16 protein-coding genes are annotated in these 15,285 nt (G+C 67.3%); 7 read left to right on the top strand and 9 right to left on the bottom strand.

Going from position 1 to position 15,285, the window contains the following annotated elements; genetic code table 11:
- Nucleotides 1–174: 174 nt before the first annotated feature.
- Entirely contained in the window at nt 175–600 is a 426-nt protein-coding gene (locus AC1RPL_RS02050; protein ID WP_493067588.1) for a DUF6628 family protein, read from the top strand.
- On the opposite strand, the gene AC1RPL_RS02045 is transcribed toward AC1RPL_RS02050, so the two are convergent.
- Genes AC1RPL_RS02045 through AC1RPL_RS02035 form a run of 3 tightly spaced genes read right to left on the bottom strand, consistent with a single transcriptional unit; the run spans nt 594 to nt 3,213 of the window.
- Entirely contained in the window at nt 594–1,100 is a 507-nt protein-coding gene (locus tag AC1RPL_RS02045) for a DUF2939 domain-containing protein (protein ID WP_493067587.1), read from the bottom strand. The genes AC1RPL_RS02050 and AC1RPL_RS02045 overlap by 7 nt on opposite strands.
- Nucleotides 1,097–1,858, bottom strand: a complete 762-nt coding sequence (locus AC1RPL_RS02040) for a tetratricopeptide repeat protein (RefSeq protein WP_493067586.1) — start codon at nt 1,856–1,858, stop codon at nt 1,097–1,099. The genes AC1RPL_RS02045 and AC1RPL_RS02040 overlap by 4 nt, the downstream gene beginning before the upstream one ends.
- A complete protein-coding gene (locus AC1RPL_RS02035) occupies nt 1,858–3,213 on the bottom strand; it encodes an AmpG family muropeptide MFS transporter (protein ID WP_493067585.1) in 1,356 nt (451 codons plus the stop codon). Before AC1RPL_RS02035 ends, AC1RPL_RS02040 begins: the two co-directional genes overlap by 1 nt.
- 72 nt (nt 3,214–3,285) lie before the next feature.
- Between AC1RPL_RS02035 and AC1RPL_RS02030 the strand changes: the two genes are divergently transcribed.
- Nucleotides 3,286–4,410 carry an aromatic ring-hydroxylating oxygenase subunit alpha gene (locus tag AC1RPL_RS02030; RefSeq protein ID WP_493067584.1) on the top strand — a complete coding sequence of 375 codons (1,125 nt, stop codon included), beginning with the start codon at nt 3,286–3,288 and terminating at the stop codon, nt 4,408–4,410.
- Between the two features lie 80 nt (nt 4,411–4,490).
- The gene (locus AC1RPL_RS02025) at nt 4,491–4,640 is read left to right on the top strand and encodes a hypothetical protein (protein WP_493067583.1); all 150 of its coding nucleotides are present in this window, start codon (nt 4,491–4,493) and stop codon (nt 4,638–4,640) included.
- Here the strand turns inward: AC1RPL_RS02025 and AC1RPL_RS02020 are convergent.
- Complete coding sequence (locus tag AC1RPL_RS02020) at nt 4,637–5,083, bottom strand: response regulator (RefSeq protein ID WP_493067582.1); 447 nt, start codon at nt 5,081–5,083, stop codon at nt 4,637–4,639. The genes AC1RPL_RS02025 and AC1RPL_RS02020 overlap by 4 nt on opposite strands.
- A gap of 195 nt (nt 5,084–5,278) precedes the next feature.
- On the opposite strand from AC1RPL_RS02020, the gene AC1RPL_RS02015 reads away from it, so the two are divergent.
- Both AC1RPL_RS02015 and rsmD read left to right on the top strand, forming a co-directional pair.
- The gene (locus AC1RPL_RS02015) at nt 5,279–6,646 is read left to right on the top strand and encodes a pseudouridine synthase (protein WP_493067581.1); all 1,368 of its coding nucleotides are present in this window, start codon (nt 5,279–5,281) and stop codon (nt 6,644–6,646) included.
- Nucleotides 6,643–7,188, top strand: coding sequence for a 16S rRNA (guanine(966)-N(2))-methyltransferase RsmD (rsmD, locus tag AC1RPL_RS02010; protein WP_493067580.1), 546 nt, complete (start codon nt 6,643–6,645; stop codon nt 7,186–7,188). Before AC1RPL_RS02015 ends, rsmD begins: the two co-directional genes overlap by 4 nt.
- On the opposite strand, the gene AC1RPL_RS02005 is transcribed toward rsmD, so the two are convergent.
- Nucleotides 7,185–8,339: an aspartyl protease family protein gene (locus tag AC1RPL_RS02005; RefSeq protein ID WP_493067579.1), complete on the bottom strand. Its 1,155-nt coding sequence runs from the start codon at nt 8,337–8,339 to the stop codon at nt 7,185–7,187. The two genes, rsmD and AC1RPL_RS02005, sit on opposite strands and share 4 nt — an antisense overlap.
- Nucleotides 8,340–8,400: 61 nt before the next feature.
- Complete coding sequence (locus tag AC1RPL_RS02000; RefSeq protein ID WP_493067578.1) at nt 8,401–9,657, bottom strand: MFS transporter; 1,257 nt, start codon at nt 9,655–9,657, stop codon at nt 8,401–8,403.
- Between the two features lie 121 nt (nt 9,658–9,778).
- On the opposite strand from AC1RPL_RS02000, the gene AC1RPL_RS01995 reads away from it, so the two are divergent.
- Both AC1RPL_RS01995 and AC1RPL_RS01990 read left to right on the top strand, forming a co-directional pair.
- Complete coding sequence (locus AC1RPL_RS01995; RefSeq protein WP_493067577.1) at nt 9,779–9,964, top strand: hypothetical protein; 186 nt, start codon at nt 9,779–9,781, stop codon at nt 9,962–9,964.
- 167 nt (nt 9,965–10,131) lie between these two features.
- On the top strand, nt 10,132–11,082 hold the full coding sequence (locus AC1RPL_RS01990; protein WP_493067576.1) for a peptidyl-alpha-hydroxyglycine alpha-amidating lyase family protein: 951 nt from the start codon (nt 10,132–10,134) through the stop codon (nt 11,080–11,082).
- A gap of 118 nt (nt 11,083–11,200) precedes the next feature.
- On the opposite strand, the gene AC1RPL_RS01985 is transcribed toward AC1RPL_RS01990, so the two are convergent.
- The 3 genes from AC1RPL_RS01985 to AC1RPL_RS01975 form a co-directional block, all read right to left on the bottom strand.
- The gene (locus AC1RPL_RS01985; RefSeq protein ID WP_493067575.1) at nt 11,201–12,844 is read right to left on the bottom strand and encodes an inorganic phosphate transporter; all 1,644 of its coding nucleotides are present in this window, start codon (nt 12,842–12,844) and stop codon (nt 11,201–11,203) included.
- A gap of 149 nt (nt 12,845–12,993) precedes the next feature.
- Entirely contained in the window at nt 12,994–13,485 is a 492-nt protein-coding gene (locus tag AC1RPL_RS01980; protein ID WP_493067574.1) for a hypothetical protein, read from the bottom strand.
- Between the two features lie 98 nt (nt 13,486–13,583).
- Nucleotides 13,584–15,218 (bottom strand): hypothetical protein, encoded by a 1,635-nt coding sequence (locus AC1RPL_RS01975; protein ID WP_493067573.1) that lies wholly within the window; start codon nt 15,216–15,218, stop codon nt 13,584–13,586.
- Between the last annotated feature and the right edge of the window lie 67 nt (nt 15,219–15,285).

Genomic DNA, 15,285 nt, shown 5'->3' with positions numbered 1-15,285 from the left:
CTATACCGTATCGCTTGTGACTCTGGGTCCCGGCTTTCGCCGGGATGACGGATAGTTTCGTGGCCGAGGAGCTGTGCCTGCCCTGCGACGAACCGCTTCCCAAACTGCTCGTTATTGCGATTGACTATTAATTGCACCTGCGCAAGATTTCCGGTCACAGCGATCGGAGTCCCCATGACCGTCAGTGCCACGCTTACTGCCCTGCCCGAACTTCAGCCGGAGGATCCCGGCGCGCGCCTGCTGATCTTCGGCATCCGCCAGATGGGTGCGCACGGCATCCATGACGCGTGCACCGCGCACGCCTTCGTCACGGCATTCGGCAAGGGCTTCCAGCGCCCGCTAGTACTGCTGCGCGCGCTGATGCAGGAGATGTCGGCGCTTTCTGCCGCGCCGATCCAGATCGCGCCCTGGTGCTGCGCGCGGATGACCGGGGCGGAAGCGGCCCTGCTCCAGGTGCTGAGCCGGGTGCGCATCCAGCCCCAGACCTCGGCGGTGCTGTTAGCAGACATGCTCGGCGTGCGCGACGCGACAGGCGTGCTGATCACTGCCCATGCGCTCGCCAACAGCTTCGCTGATATGGGGCTGGCGCTCGATCAGTGAAGCGCGTCGGGCGGCAGCGTGACGTCGACCAGCTTCCAGCTTGCGCCCTGGAGGCGAAACTCCAGCGCCGCCCCGTCGCCGCGCGTCAGGTGGAAGCGGTCGAACGCAGTGCGGCTATAGCGCATCTCGTTCGCCTTGAGCTTGATCGTGGCAGGGCGCTCGGTCTCGGCAAGCGGCGCCGCGGCGAAGATGAAGCGCATGCCCTCGGGGGAGATGGCGGCATCGATCGCGCTGTCGGCGACACCGGCGCGGACCAATGCACTCAATATGTTGCCGCCTTGCCCCAGAAAGCCACCGCCCGTGCCACGCAACTGATCCGAAACCTGCTTCTTCACGCCTGCGCGCACCGAGCCGAAATCGATATGGCGGGCCAGTGCGTCGGTATCGCGCGCCTCCGCCGCCCGCTTCATCTGCCATAGCGTGTAATAGGGCGAACCCCAGGCCCAGCCGCCGCCGGCGAGCAGCACGATCAGCACCAGCGCGATCAGCCAGCGCTTCATGCGGCCACGCCCTTTGCCCGGAGCGCCGCCAGCGCCTCGCCGGCCCAGCGATACATGTCCGCCTCCGCCGCGCGCTGCTGCCGGTCCATCCGCTTCATCCGGCTCTCCACCTCTTCGAGCACCAGCAGTGCCTTGCGGTCCCAGCCCTGCGCGATCAGCAGCGCGGCATAGCGGCAGCGCGCCTCCTCGCCGGGCATGCGCGTGACGACATCGCCGTAGAGCGCCAGCGCCTCGTCCGTGCGGCCGAGATGCTCGACCAGCTTGGCGCGCAGCAACTGCTGGCGGTCCTTCTCGCTCTGGCCGAGCGGCGCGGGGAGCGCATCGAGTAGTGCCAGCGCCTCGCTGCCCTGCCCGGTCTCGTAGAGCGCGGCGGCGAGCTTGCCCTGGGTGCGGACGTCGGGATCGCCAGCGGTCATCCGGATCGATTCGCGGTAGAACGGGATCGCCTCGGCGTGTCGGCCCAGCCCGGCCAGCGCATCGGCGACACGCAGCCGGCTCGCGGCGGTATCGGCCAGGTCGAGCGCATCGCGGGCCGCGCGCAGCTCCCGCTCGGGATCGATCGCCGCCACTGCCTTGGCCCGCACGGTGCGGACATGCCGGTTCTGGCCCATGCCGGGCAGTATCTCGACGAAGAAATAGGCGAGTGCGCTGACCACGGGCAGGAAGATTAACGCAGTCACCCATATCGGGTTTCCGCCCCGCCGCATCAGGTGGATGATGCACACCACTTGCAGGCCGATGATCAGGAGATAGGGCATCAGGCCGGGTCTTCCCCGGCGCCCTCCCGCGCCCTTCGCACGCTTTCGACGACGAAACCCTTCTTCCACAGGATCCAGAGCAGGATCATGCCGGGCAGCGCCACCACCGTGGTCATCACCCAGAAGCCCGGCCAGCCGAGATTCTCGGCGAGGATGCCGGCGGGCGTGGCGAGCCAGGTGCGTCCCACGCCGGCCAGCGAGGAGAGCAGCGCGAACTGGGTCGCGGTATAGGCCAGGCTCGACAGGCCCGAGAGATAGGTGACGAACACGGTGAGCCCCAGGCCCGAGGTGACCTGCTCGGTCGCCACCGCGATCGTCAGCCACAGTGGCGAATGGCCCTGCGTCGCCAGGATCGCGAAGGTCAGGTTGCTCAGCATCATCAGCATGCCGGTGACGAACAGCGCACGCCCCATGCCCAGCCAGGCGAGCAATGGCGCGGAGAGCGCGGTGCCGACGATCAGGCCCCAGAAGCCGATCAGCTTGTTGATCGCGATGAATTCGGTGTCGCTGAAGCCCAGCTCGACGATCATCGGGTTGAGCATCGCCTGCCCCATCGCGTCGCCCAGCTTGTAGACCAGCACGAACAGCAGGATCAGGATCGCGCCGCGGCGGCGCAGGAACTCCAGGAACGGACCGACCACGGTGGTCATCAGCCAGGCGCCGGCGGCCTGGCGCCCTTCCTTGGCGAGCACGCGGTCGTGCAGGCCGGGACCGGCCCAGAAGGCGGCGATGATGCCGGGGATGATGCAGAGCGCGGTAAGGCCATAGGCCATCGCCCAGCCCAGGTTGAATCCCTCCGGCGAAGCCAGTGCGATCGTGCCGACGCCGGCGGCGAAGGCGCCGAAGCGATAGCCGAACTGGTTGTTGGCGGTGCCGTGCGCCAGCTCGTCCTCGGGCAGGATCTCGATCCGGTAGGCGTCGATCACGATATCCTGCGTCGCGCCCAGGAAGGCAGTGACGATCGCCCAGAAGGCGAACAGGCCGAGATGCGTTTCGGGATGGCTGGCGCCGAGCATCCACACCGAGACGAACAGCAGTGCCTGGATGAGGAACAGCCAGGCGCGGCGCTGGCCGAACCACTGGGTGAGCAGCGGCAGCTTGATCCGGTCGACGAGCGGCGCCCACAGGAATTTGAGCGTGTAGGGCGTGGTTAGGCCGATCGCGAAGCCGATCGTCTTCTTGTCGATGCCGACCTTGGCGAGCCAGAAGGTCATCGTGCCGAGCAGCAGCGCCAGCGGGAAGCCGCTCGAGATGCCGAGCAGCAGCGCCGCCAGCGGCCTGGGTCGGAGATAGGGCGCCATGGTGGCCGCAAAGCCCCCGCGCGTGCCTTCTTCCAGAACCGCCTTGTCAGCCATGCACTCTTGCTCCCCCGGACTTTCGCGCAGAAACTAGCCGAAAATACCGGGAAGGCCAGAGGGAGGAATGGCATGAACGCGCCGACCGAGGGGCAATTAGCGCTGGCCGGAGCCCTGGCCCGGGGCGGATCGCCTGGGCGGGGCGCGATCACGTATGTGGAGGCTGCCGCCTATACCAGCCCGGAGCGCTTCGCCGCGGAGCGTGACCGCGTCTTCTCGTGCGTGCCGCTGGTGATCGCGCCCTCCGCGCTGCTCCCCGAACGCAACATGTCGGTGCCGCATGACGGCTTCGGCAAGCCGCTGCTGATCACCCGCGACAAGCAGGGCAAAGCGCATGTCTTCCTGAACGTCTGTCGGCATCGCGGCACCCGGCTGATCGAAGGCTGCGAGGCCGTAAAGGGCGGGCGCCTGGTCTGCCCCTATCACGCCTGGACCTACGGCCTGGACGGCAAGCTGATCGGCCTGCCCCGCCCCGATACCTTTCCTGGCCTCGACAAAAGCGAATATCGCCTCAAGCGCCTGCCCACCCATGAGGCCGGCGGGCTGATCTGGTTCTCCTTCGCCGAGGCCGCGGACTTCAGCGAGGCGGACACGCTGGCGCGCGATTTCGAGGCATTCGACCTAGCCGGCCAGCACCTGTTCCGCAGGCGCACGCACGACGTACAGGCGAACTGGAAGCTGATCATGGACGCGTTCCTGGAGGGCTATCACATCCAGCGCCTCCACGCCGGCACGATCGCCCACTTCTTCAAGGACGGCGTGTCGAGCGCCGACGCGATCGGGCCGCACCAGCGATCGGCGGTGGGGCGCGAGGCGGGACTTGCGGCGCTCTCGTCCAGCGACTGGACGGTGCTGCGCGGCGCGATCACCTACACCTACCAGATGTTTCCCGGTACGGTGCTGGTGGTCAGCCCCGACTATATCAACCTCATGGTCCTGATGCCCCAGTCGGAGGGCCGCGTGCTGGTCGAGGATTTCATGCTGATCCCGGAAGCCCCGGCGACGGAGAAGGCGCTCGCGCACTGGGAGCGGAGCTGGGAGCTGCTCGATGGCGGCGTGTTCGCTGCGGAAGATTTCCGGGCGTGCGAGCTGGGCCAGCAGGGGCTTGCTTCGGGCGCGCTCGACCGCGTGACGCTCGGCACGCTCGAACTGGGCATCCGCCACTTCCACGACGCAGTTAATAGTCGGCTCCGGTAGAACCCGAACCGGGATTCATCGCAATTTCGTCGGCACCGGCCACGGCCTAGCTAGGGTGAACCTCAAAAGGATCGTACCCCATGCCGCTGCCACTGCCGCCCCGCGAATTGATGAACCTCGATGACGAACCGCGCCTGCCGCGCGGCACCGGGCTCCTGATCGCATTCGGGATCGGCGCGGTCAGCTGGGCGATTGTCGTCGCCACGGCGCTGATCCTGCTGAAATACTAAGCCTGCTTCAGATCCGGGCTGAGGAACAGGCTGAAGCTGCCCGGCAAGCGCTTGGGCGCCTTGGCACCTTCCAGCACCGCCTCGATCGCACCGATCGCCGTCAACAGGTCGCGCTGCGGATAGGGCTTGGCCAGGCATCCTGCCGCCAGCCCGCGCGCTTCCTCCGGAAAGCTTCCCGTCACGAACAGCACCGGCAGGCCGCGTTCCTGTGCCGCACGGGCGACATCGACGCCGCTGCCATCCGCCAAGTTGATATCGGCCAGCACCAGGTCAAGCGCTTCATCTGCCCCGATCACGCGCAGCGCATCGGCCAGCGTGTCCACTGTCGCGGCGATCGCAAAGCCTTCGCTCGTCAGGAAATGCTCGGTATCGAACGCGACCAGGGGTTCGTCCTCCACCACCAGGAGCCGCTCAATCCGTCGCTTCTTTCGTCCGAACAACATCCCGCCTCACGCCCGCTAACCGCCTGATATTCACCGCGCTAACGCGCCAATCCCTTTCGAGGGCGCAATAATTTTTGAAGCGGCCGCGACAATCGCTATATCGCGCACGTGTCTCCATCCAATAACAAAGAAACGCAGCGCATTGCGAAGCTGCTGGCCCGTGCTGGAATCGCGTCACGTCGCGATATCGAGCGCATGATCACAGAGGGGCGAATCGCGCTCGACGGAGTCGTGCTCGACACGCCCGCGACGCTGCTCACGTCGCTGCGCGGGGTGACGGTCGACGGCTTGCCGGTCGCCGAAGCCGCGCCTGCCCGGCTGTTCCGCTATCACAAGCCCGCCGGGCTGCTCACCACCGAACGCGACCCCGCGGGGCGCCCGACCATCTATGATCGCCTGCCCGAGGGCCTGCCGCGCGTGATGCCGGTCGGCCGACTCGACCTCAGCACCGAGGGGCTGCTGCTCCTCACCACCGATGGCGAGCTCAAGCGCGAGCTGGAACTGCCCGCCACCGGCGTCGAGCGCAGCTACCGTGCCCGCGCCTATGGCAACGTCACCCAGGCGCAGCTCGAGGAACTGATGCTCGGCGTCGAGATCGAGGGCATCCGCTACGGCTCGATCAATGCCAATATCGAGCGGCGCACCGGCGCCAACGTCTGGATCGAGATGACCCTGACCGAGGGCAAGAACCGCGAAGTGCGCCGCGTGCTCGAGCATCTCGGCCTCGAAGTGAACCGTCTGATCCGCACCCGCTACGGCCCGTTCTGGCTGGGCGACATGCCGCCGGGCGATGTCGACGAGATCCGCCAGGCCGACCTGATCACCTTCCGCACCGTCCTGTCCAAGTCGGGCGGCGGCAAGGCGGCCTCGAACCTGCAGTTCGCGACTCGATCGCGCGCGGTCGAGCCGGCGCCGAAGCCCAAGCCGGTGTCGACGGACGGCAGGGAGCCCGAGGGCCGCCGCCGGATCGAGCGCCCCGCGCCCGCGCCGAAGAAGCCCACCTTCACTGCCCGCATCACGCCCCAGGCCAAGTCCGAAGCGGCCGAAGAGCGGCCGCGTGCGACCTTCTCTCTACGTGGCGAGCGCCCTGCCCGCGAAGAGCGGCCCCGTGGCCCCGGCAAGCCCGGCTTCGCCCCGCGTGGCGAGCGTCCGGCAAGGGACGGGCGCTCCGAGGAACGGCCCCGTGGCCTCGGCAAGCCCGGCTTCGCCCCGCGTGGCGAGCGTCCGGCAAGGGCCGAGCGCTCCGAGGAACGGCCCCGCGGTCCTGGAAAGCCCGGCTTCGCCGCGCGCGGCGAGCGTCCGGCCCGAGCCGAGCGCCCCGACGAGCGCCCCCGCGCGCCTGGGAAGCTTGCCCCGCGCAAGCCGCGTGAGGAAGGCCCCGACAAGCCCGCCCGCGCCGCGCGTGCACAAGCCCATCGCGAGACGCTGTCGCCGCGTGAGGGCGATTTCATCGATCGGCCAAAGCCTTCGCGCCGCCCGGACCGCGGCCCCTCCGGTGGCCGCGGCAAGCCCAGCAAGCCCGGTGGCGGCAAGCCCGCCCGGCCGCCAAGGACGCGCAAATGAGGATCATCGCCGGAGAATGGCGCGGCCGCCCGCTCGTCGCGCCCAAGGGGGATGCAACCCGCCCTACCGCCGATCGCTCGCGTGAAGCCTTGTTCTCGATGCTCACCAGCCGCCTCGGCAGCTTCGAGGAACTGGCGGTCGCCGACCTGTTCGCAGGCTCCGGCGCGCTGGGGCTCGAGGCGCTGTCGCGCGGCGCCGCCTCCTGTCTGTTCGTCGAGCAGGACAAGGCCGCGCTCGATGCCCTGCGCGCCAATATCGCCAAGCTGGGTGCCAAGGGCGCCGAAGTGCGTCCCGGTTCGGTGATGGCGCTGGGGCCCGCCCGCGCCCCGCTCGACTTGATCCTGATGGATCCGCCCTATGGCACCGGTGCCGGCAGCGTCGCGCTCGACAAGCTCGGCCGGCTCGGCTGGGCGAGCCCCGCGACCTGGATCAGCATCGAGACCGCGAAGGACGAGACGCCCGAGCTCGCCGGTTTCACCGTCGATGTCAGCCGCGTCCATGGCAAGGCGCGGCTCACGCTGCTACGGGCGGTCCCGGCCTAGAACCAGGGCTTCAGCGTGTAGCTGATGTCCTGCTGCACGCCGCTGCGCTCGGTCTTGAGCGCCACTTGCTTGCCCGGCCCGCCGTTGATCGTGCGGATCATCGCGCTCCTGTCGCCGCCGAGCAGCACGTCGCCCTTGCGCACGCCGGCAAGCGCCGCCGGGCTGCCATTGCCGACATCGGTCACGGTCACGCGGTCCTTCACGTCGTCGAGCCACAGGCCGGACAGCGGATAGCCCTGCTTCGGTGCCGGGCGCCCGTTGGGCGTGGCGTAGAGCGTGCGCGTCGAAACATCGGTGCTCAGGTGCAGCTGCTCGAGCAGCGCGAGGCCTAGCGTTCCTTCGTCGCCGCTGCCGCCGGTCAGCGCGCCGGGCTTGTTGAGCGTCACCAGCATGTTCGGAAAGGCGAAGGGACCGAGCTGGATGTTGCCGGCGCGGTAGATGCGCGACGGCGTGCCGCCGCCATCGCCGATGCCATAGGCCATCATCGGCGCATAGGGCTTGTCGCTGTCCCAAAGCCCGCTCTTCGCCGCGGCTCGGCCGTTCAGGCTCACACCCGGCGCCCCGGTATCGACCAGGAACTCGCCTTCGAAGCCATCGATCGTCGCGTCGGTACGAGGGCGCAGCGCGCCGCGCGCATCGGGCATGCGCGAGGCCAGCTTGGTGAGACCTTGGAAGTTCGGCCGCCCGTCCGGATAGGCGCGCCACTCGCCCTTCACAAAATCGAGGTCGCTGTCATAGGTGGTGAACATGCCGGCGCCGAAGCTGCCCACCGCATCCTTGTCCAGGCGCTTGCCGACGCCGGTGAACAGCATGTCGGCAAAGCGCGTGCCGCTGGCGAGCCGCACTTCCTTGGCGCTGTACCAGCTGTAATAGGCGACCTTGCCGCCCACGCCGACCATCGGCCGGCCCGTGACCTTCTCCAGGCCCATCTGCTTGGCGGTGGCGTCTTCGATGAAGCTCAGCTCGCCGCCGGTATCGACGATGAAGAAGAACGGCCCCTTGCCGTTGACCATCGCGGCGATCCACACGCGCCCGTTTTCCAGGACGATATGGTTGATCACCGGCCCGTCCGCCGCCAGCGCGCGCAATGGAAGTCCGGCCGCTGCCGCAAGTGCCACGCCGCCGCCAATCAGTCCGCGCCTGTCGATCATCTGAAATGGTCCTCCTGGTTCAGGCGAACTCTATTTGCTGCAAATGACCGAAGAAAGACGCTTATTTGCGCCGCACCAATATCAGCCCGACCAGGCTGAGCAGCCCCGCGCCGGCCAGATAATAGCCCACCCAGATCAGCCCGCCCTGCTTGACCAGCGCCTCGGCGATCAGCGGGGTGAGCCCGCCGCCCAGGATACCACCCAGGTTGAAGGTCACCGACACCCCGGTATAGCGCACCCGCGCGGGGAACAGGCTGGGCAGCCAGCCGCCCAGCGGCCCGTAGACGAAGCCCATCACGAACAGCGCAAAGGCCAGCCACACCGCGACGCTCACCAGCGATCCCGGCCCGAGCAGCAGCGTCATCGTCATGCCCATCGGCACGGTGAAGATGCAGCCCAGGATCAGCACGCTATTGGCGCTGCGCTTGTCGGCGCTGATCCCGGCGGTGACGATGCCCGCCGCCATGAACAGGATCGCGATCAGCTCGACGCCGAGGAACGTCTCGCGGTCATAGCCGAGCGTCTTGGTGCCGTAGCCGATGATGAACACGGTGGAGATGTAGAACAAGGCGAAGCAGGCGATCGTACCGACCGTGCCGGCGAAGGTGGCGAGCGCGCTGGTGCGGAACAGCTCGCCGATCGGCACCGCGGGGGGCGCTTCCTTCTCGGTCGCTTCGACGAACTCGGGCGTCTCACTGATCTTCAGGCGCACCCAAAGGCCGAGGAACACCAGCACCGAGCTGAGGATGAACGGCAGACGCCAGCCCCATTCGCGGAAGGTCGCCTCGTCCATCACTGCGCCGAGCACCAGGAAGAAGCCGTTGGCGAAGATGAAGCCGACCGGCGCGCCCATCGGCGGGAAGCTGCCATAGCGGTTGGCCCAGCCCGGCGGCGCATTCTCCACCGCGAGCAGGCTCGCACCGCCCCATTCGCCACCCAGCCCCAGCCCCTGGCCGAAGCGCAGCAGGCACAGCAGGATCGGCGCGGTGATGCCGATCATTATGTACCCGGGCAGGAAGCCGATCAGCACGGTCGAGATGCCCATCAGCATCAGCGAGGCGACGAGCGTGGACTTGCGCCCCAGCTTGTCGCCGAAATGGCCGAACAACACGCCGCCCAGCGGCCGCGCGAAAAAGGCGACGGAGAAGCTAGCATAGCTGGCGAGCTGGCGGATCCACGGCTCGCTCGCCGGAAAGAACAGGTCGGGGAAGACCAGCGCCGCCGCGGTCGCGTAGATGTAGAAATCATAGAATTCGACCGACGTGCCGACGAGGCTCGCGAACAGGATGCGACGGTGCGATGCGGCGGCTTTGGTCATGCCTCTCCCCTTTTCGGCTTCTCCTTGGATCGATCCGCCGCAAAGGGGAAGCCCGTTCATCGCGGCGACAGTTTCGGCTCCGTACCGAGGCGCCTTCACAGGCCATCCAGGGAGACGGGCGATGCGCGAATCGGCAGGCAGGCGGACGGCTTTCGCCGTGCTGTTCGCGGTGCTCGCGGGTCTGGTCGTGGCGTTCTGGAACCCGATCGACCATTTCAAGGCCGATCTGCGCGCCGACGAGCAGGGCTTCAAGTTCAGCATAGAACTGGCGACGCAGTTGCTCAAGGAAGGCGTTCGGAAGGTCTGACGTCCAATACAGCAGCCAAACCTGCCGTTACCGGTCCATTACCGTCACCCCGGCGAAAGCCGGGGCCCAGGGTTTCTCTACCCTATCGCTTTTGACTCTGGGTCCCGGCTTTCGCCGGGATGACGGATAGAGGCGAGTTCGGTACGCTCTCCGAAACAGGAGGGCATATGTACATCACCAAGCTCACGGCCCTCGCCCCGCTCCTACTCGCCACCACCCCGCATTACACCGTCGTCCATGGCTGGCCGGTTCTCCCCGACAACCGCGTCCTGGGGCCCTGCTCCGGCGTCGCGGTGACCTCCAGGGGCGAAGTCCTGGTCCTCCACCGCGGCAATCGCGGCACCGACGCAAAGGCGCTTACCCTGGTGAATGAGCCGGTGGTCGAAGTGTTTGACAGTCGCACCGGCAAGCTGCTGCGCGAATGGGGCGCCGGGCTGTTCGTCGTACCGCACGGGATCAGCGTGGGTCCGGGCGACCATGTCTGGATCACCGATACCGGCTCGAATCAAGTGTTCGAGTTCAGCCCCGACGGCACGCTGCTCCGCACCTTGGGTGAGCGTGGCGTGGCCGGTGCCGATGCCAGCCATTTCGACCGCCCCACCGATGTCGCCCCGCTCGCCGATGGCAGCTTCTATGTCGCAGACGGATACGGCAATTCACGCATCGCCGGGTTCGCCGCCGACGGGCATCTGCTGTTCCAATGGGGAACGCGCGGCACCGGTCCTGGCCAGTTCAACATCCCGCATGCGCTGGCGGTCGATGCGAAGGGCCGCGTCTATGTCGCCGATCGGGCCAACGACCGCGTCCAGGTCTTCGACACCAGGGGCCATTACATCACCGAATGGAAGTCTGCCACGATCGGTCGCCCCTTCGGCCTGGCGCTACTCCCCGGTGGGCATATCGCGATCCTCGACGGCGGCTCGAACCCGGACAAGGTGCCCGATCATGACGGCGTGACGATCGCGGGTCTCGATGGCCGCGTCACCGAGCATTTCGGCCGGATGGGCAACCAGGACGGCCAGTTCTGGATCGCCCACGACATTGCCGCGGACCGTGCCGGCAATCTCTATGTCGTCGATATCGCCGGCCAGCGCGTGCAGAAGTTCGCGCGGAAGTAAGGCGCCCCGCTCCCAATTCCGTCATCCCGGCGAAGGCGGGGATCCAGGATAACAGAGCGACGTCCTTGGTAACTCTGGATCCCCGCCTTCGCGGGGATGACGGGTAGGGCGTCGAGCCTTACAGCCCGAACACCTTCACCGCGTTCAGCATCACCCAGTACAGCCCGCCCGAAAGCAGCATCGCCGCCGGCAGGGTCAGCAGCCAGGCCAGTGCCAGGTTGCGCACCGTGCGCGCCTGCAGCCCCGCGCCGCTCGCCACCGAAGCGCCGGCCACGCCGGAGGAGAGGATGTGCGTGGTCGATACCGGCAGGCCGAAGCGATCGGCCGCCAGGATCGTGCCCGCCGCGACCAGCTCGGCCGAGGCGCCCATCGCATAGGTCATATGCTGCTTGCCGATCTTCTCGCCCACGGTGACGACGATCCGCTTCCAGCCGATCATCGTGCCGAGGCCGAGCGCCAGCGCCACCACGATCTTCACCCAGAGCGGGATGAAGCGGGTGCCGGCTTCCAGATTGCCCTGATAATCCTTGAGCGCCTTGAGCTCTGCGGGCTGGTAGCCGTCGGGCGCCTTGGTGACGAGCTTGGTGCTGTCCATCACAAGGTACATGTCGTTGCGGACATTGCCCGTGGCTTCCGCTGGCACCTTGCTCAGCGAGCCGAAGCTCTGGACGCGGGCGGTGAGGTCCTTCGACAGGCCCTCGAGCGCGGCGAACACTTGCGGGCTGTCGCCCTTGCGCTGCTGGAGCGCGGTGGTCAGCACGGTGCGCGCCTGTGCCGGCGCCATGTCGGGCAGGCCGCCGCTGCGCGCGCCGAACGCGGCCTCGGCGATGTTGGCGGTCTGCACATAGGCCGGGGTGGCGCTCGCCGGCAGCGTGCGGTTGAGCGCATAGGCGGTCGGTGCGCAGCCGATCAGAATCAGCATGATCAGCCCCATGCCCTTCTGGCCGTCGTTCGAGCCATGGCCGAACGAGACCGCGGTGCAGGTGAAGATCAGCGCGCTGCGGATGCCGATCGGCGGCGCGGTGTGCGGCATCGGCGACGTGTAGAGCTTGGGGTTGCGCAGCACGGCGCGCATCACGAGCAGCAGCGCCACCGCGGCGACGAAGCCGATCAGCGGCGCCATCCACAGGCCCGTCAGCACCTTCTGCGCCTGGCTCCAGTCGACGCCGGCAGTGCCGCCGCGCGATCCGGCCGAGATCAGCTGGTTTGCAAAGCCGACGCCCAGCACCGAACCGATCAGCGTGTGCGACGAGCTGTTGGGGAGGCCGACATACCAGGTGCCGAGGTTCCACAGCACTGCCGCCAGCAGCAACGCGAAGATCATCGCGAAGCCGGCCGAGGAGCCGACATTGAGGATCAGGTCCACCGGCAGCAGCGTGATGATCGAATAGGCGACCGCCCCGCTCGACACCATCACGCCCAGGAAATTCCAGAAGCCCGACCAGATCACGGCGAAATGTGCCGGCATCGAATTGGTGTAGATCACCGTGGCGACGGCGTTGGCGGTATCGTGGAAGCCGTTCACGAACTCGAAGCCGAGCGCGATCAGCAGCGCCAGCCCGAGGAAGAGGAATACGCCGGTGGCCAGCTCCTCCCCCACGCCGCGCGTGTCGGTCAGCACGCTCCACCCTGCAAAAGCCAGTCCGCCTACCAGGATCGCTGCGAACAGCAGCTTGGCCAGCGGATGGGTCTTGTAGTCGAATCGGGGTCCCGCTTCCGGTTGATCAACCGGCGGGGCTTGGTCCAGAGCGAGTGATGCCATGATGATCGCGCCTCTGGCCGGAGGGTGTGACAGGCGTGTGACAGCAGCGTTACAACGCGCGCAGTTCCGCCGATCGGTACGCAAAAGAAACGCCTCCTCCGTGCGGAGGAAGCGCCGGGAAACGCGGCCGAGACGGGAAGCGGGCCTTTTTAGAAGTGGACCTGCATATAGGCCTTGGGGCCCGGCTTGATCCCGCGATTGCTGCCCGGCGTGCTCATGAAGCCGCGTCCGCGCAGCCGCCGCAGCCAGGCGAAGCCCATCTCGACATGGCTAGAGGCCTCGAAGCTCAGCCGCGCCCCGGCATAGTGGCGCGTGTCGCGGATCACGCCGCGATCCGCGTCGAAGCGCGGCGCCTGGGTATAGCCGCTCAGCCCCAGCCAGGTGTGTCCGATCACTTCCTTCTGCAACGAGAAGCCATAGCCGGCGCTGGTCTCGTCCTGGCGCCATTGCTCGCTACGGCCGCGCACCGTCGCGGTGGTGCGCAACCAGAGCCCCTCGACATGTTCGTCTGTCTTCACGCGAACTTCCGGCCGCACCACCAGATAGGCGGTTTCCGCCGCCGCCACGATCTGGGCGTGCGCCGAACCCGCGGCAACCAGCGTCCCAACCGAAACCCCGGCCGCGACCGCTCGCTTCAACATCCCCATGCCCCCAGCCCCCCACAGGCAATCTTTTTATCGCCGAATCCCCCGGCATAGGCAGGTTATTGCTGAAATGTTTCCATGACTAGGGGCTATGATCAACTACGCGCCGGGGGCTGCGGATGCGTTGGCGACGAGCCAGGCGTGGGGCTTCGTCCGGGCTCCAGGTTGAACACGCGCTGGATGATCGATTCGAAAGCCTGGAAGACGCCTTCGACGCCGAATCCGGCGATGAAGCAGAGCGCCGACGCGGATAGCTGCGCGCTTGCCACCAGTCCGGGCTCGACCTTCGCGCTGCCATTGGGCGTGACGAACAGGCCGATACAGGCGCCGATCACTGCGCCCAGCACCAGCCGCATATAGGAAAGCATGACGTCGCGCGGCGACAGGATGCTGTCGCGCATCCTCGCCGAGAGGATGCGCACGATCGCCGCGCCGGCGCCCAGTACGCCGTAGAAGATCGGCAGGATCGTCGAAGTGAGCACGCCGAGCGCGACTGCCGCCCATTCGACATGGAGGTTGGTGCGCCGTGCCTCTTCCACCTGCGCCTTTGCCTCGGCAAGTGCGGCGGCGTCGGCGGGATCCTTGGACTTGGGATCGATCCTGGGCCTGGGCAGGTCCCAGTTCCCGCCCCCCATTAGGATGATGAGCCCCTTGCGCAGCCAGGAACCCGAATCGAGCCATTTGCGCAGGTTGATCTCGGCCGCGTCTTCCTGGTCGATCGCCTTGGCGAGCTGCGACTTGGTCGCCCGCTCTTCCGCCGAGCCGGGGTGTGGAATCGTTATGGGTGCCGGCGGCGTGGCCGATGTCCCGGTCGAACTTGGGGAGGGCGACGGAGAAGCCACCGGCGAAGGAGACGCCGACGCCGATGGCGAGACCGATGGCGATGGCGATGGCGATGCCAGGGCAGCCGACGCCCTCGATGGAGTCGCGGGTGCCGGTGTTCCGGTCGGCGATGCCAACGGAGCAGGCGGCGGCAGGACCGTGGATTGCTGGTCCGTCTGCTTCTTCAGCTGCGCGATCTCCGTCTCGAGGCTGTTGTAGCGATTGAGCAGCGACGAGCCGGTCGCAACATCCCAGGAGAGCAGGCACGTCACCAGCATCCAGATGCCCAGGAAGACGACCAGCGCCCGCACATGGAAGCGCGCCCTGTCTGCGCGCGGGGCAAGATCGGGAAAGGCGCGCGTTGCCAGCGTGGCCCGCGATGGCGCCGCCTGATAGCCGCTGTCCTGCGCCTCCGTCTCCGCCGTGTCTTCCGCGCTTGCCTTGTGCGTGCCGCGCAACAGGCTGAGCAATCCGCCGCTCCCTTCGCCCCGCTCGCCCGCCGCTTCGCCGGCGACCATAACGGTGAAGGCGACGGTCCTGCCGGTCGCCGGATAGGCCTTGTTGTTGAGCACGTCCTTGGCGCGGATCAGCATCGCGGCCTGCTTGCCCACGCCCGCATTGGTGAGCGGCGCGGCCGGGTCGGCGGGCGCCCCCTGCCCCGGCGCATCCGCCTTGAGGGGCGCGGCGCCATCGAGCTTGGGCGGCCAGGCGACCTCGCAGATCCGCTGGATCCAGCTGTACTTCTTCTGCTCTTCGACGGTGCCGAACAGCGGCTCGTCATCGATGAAGTCCGGAATGGTCTTGCTCTGGCTTGCCGAGAGATGGTCAAGCAGAAGATAGATCTCCGCGAGCTCCCGCTCGAAGATGAAGCTGCGGATATCCAGGATGCCGTTGGTTTTACCGTTCATAGCCGCCCCCACGACATGCCGGCGCTCGCGAATATCTTCGAGTCGCCTTCCCCATGGTCAAACCTAT

The organism is Sphingomonas sp. GW821-FHT12D09 (assembly GCF_058807215.1).
The sequence above is the reverse complement of the archived record's forward strand: the minus strand, read 5'-3'. Positions and strand labels throughout refer to the sequence as shown.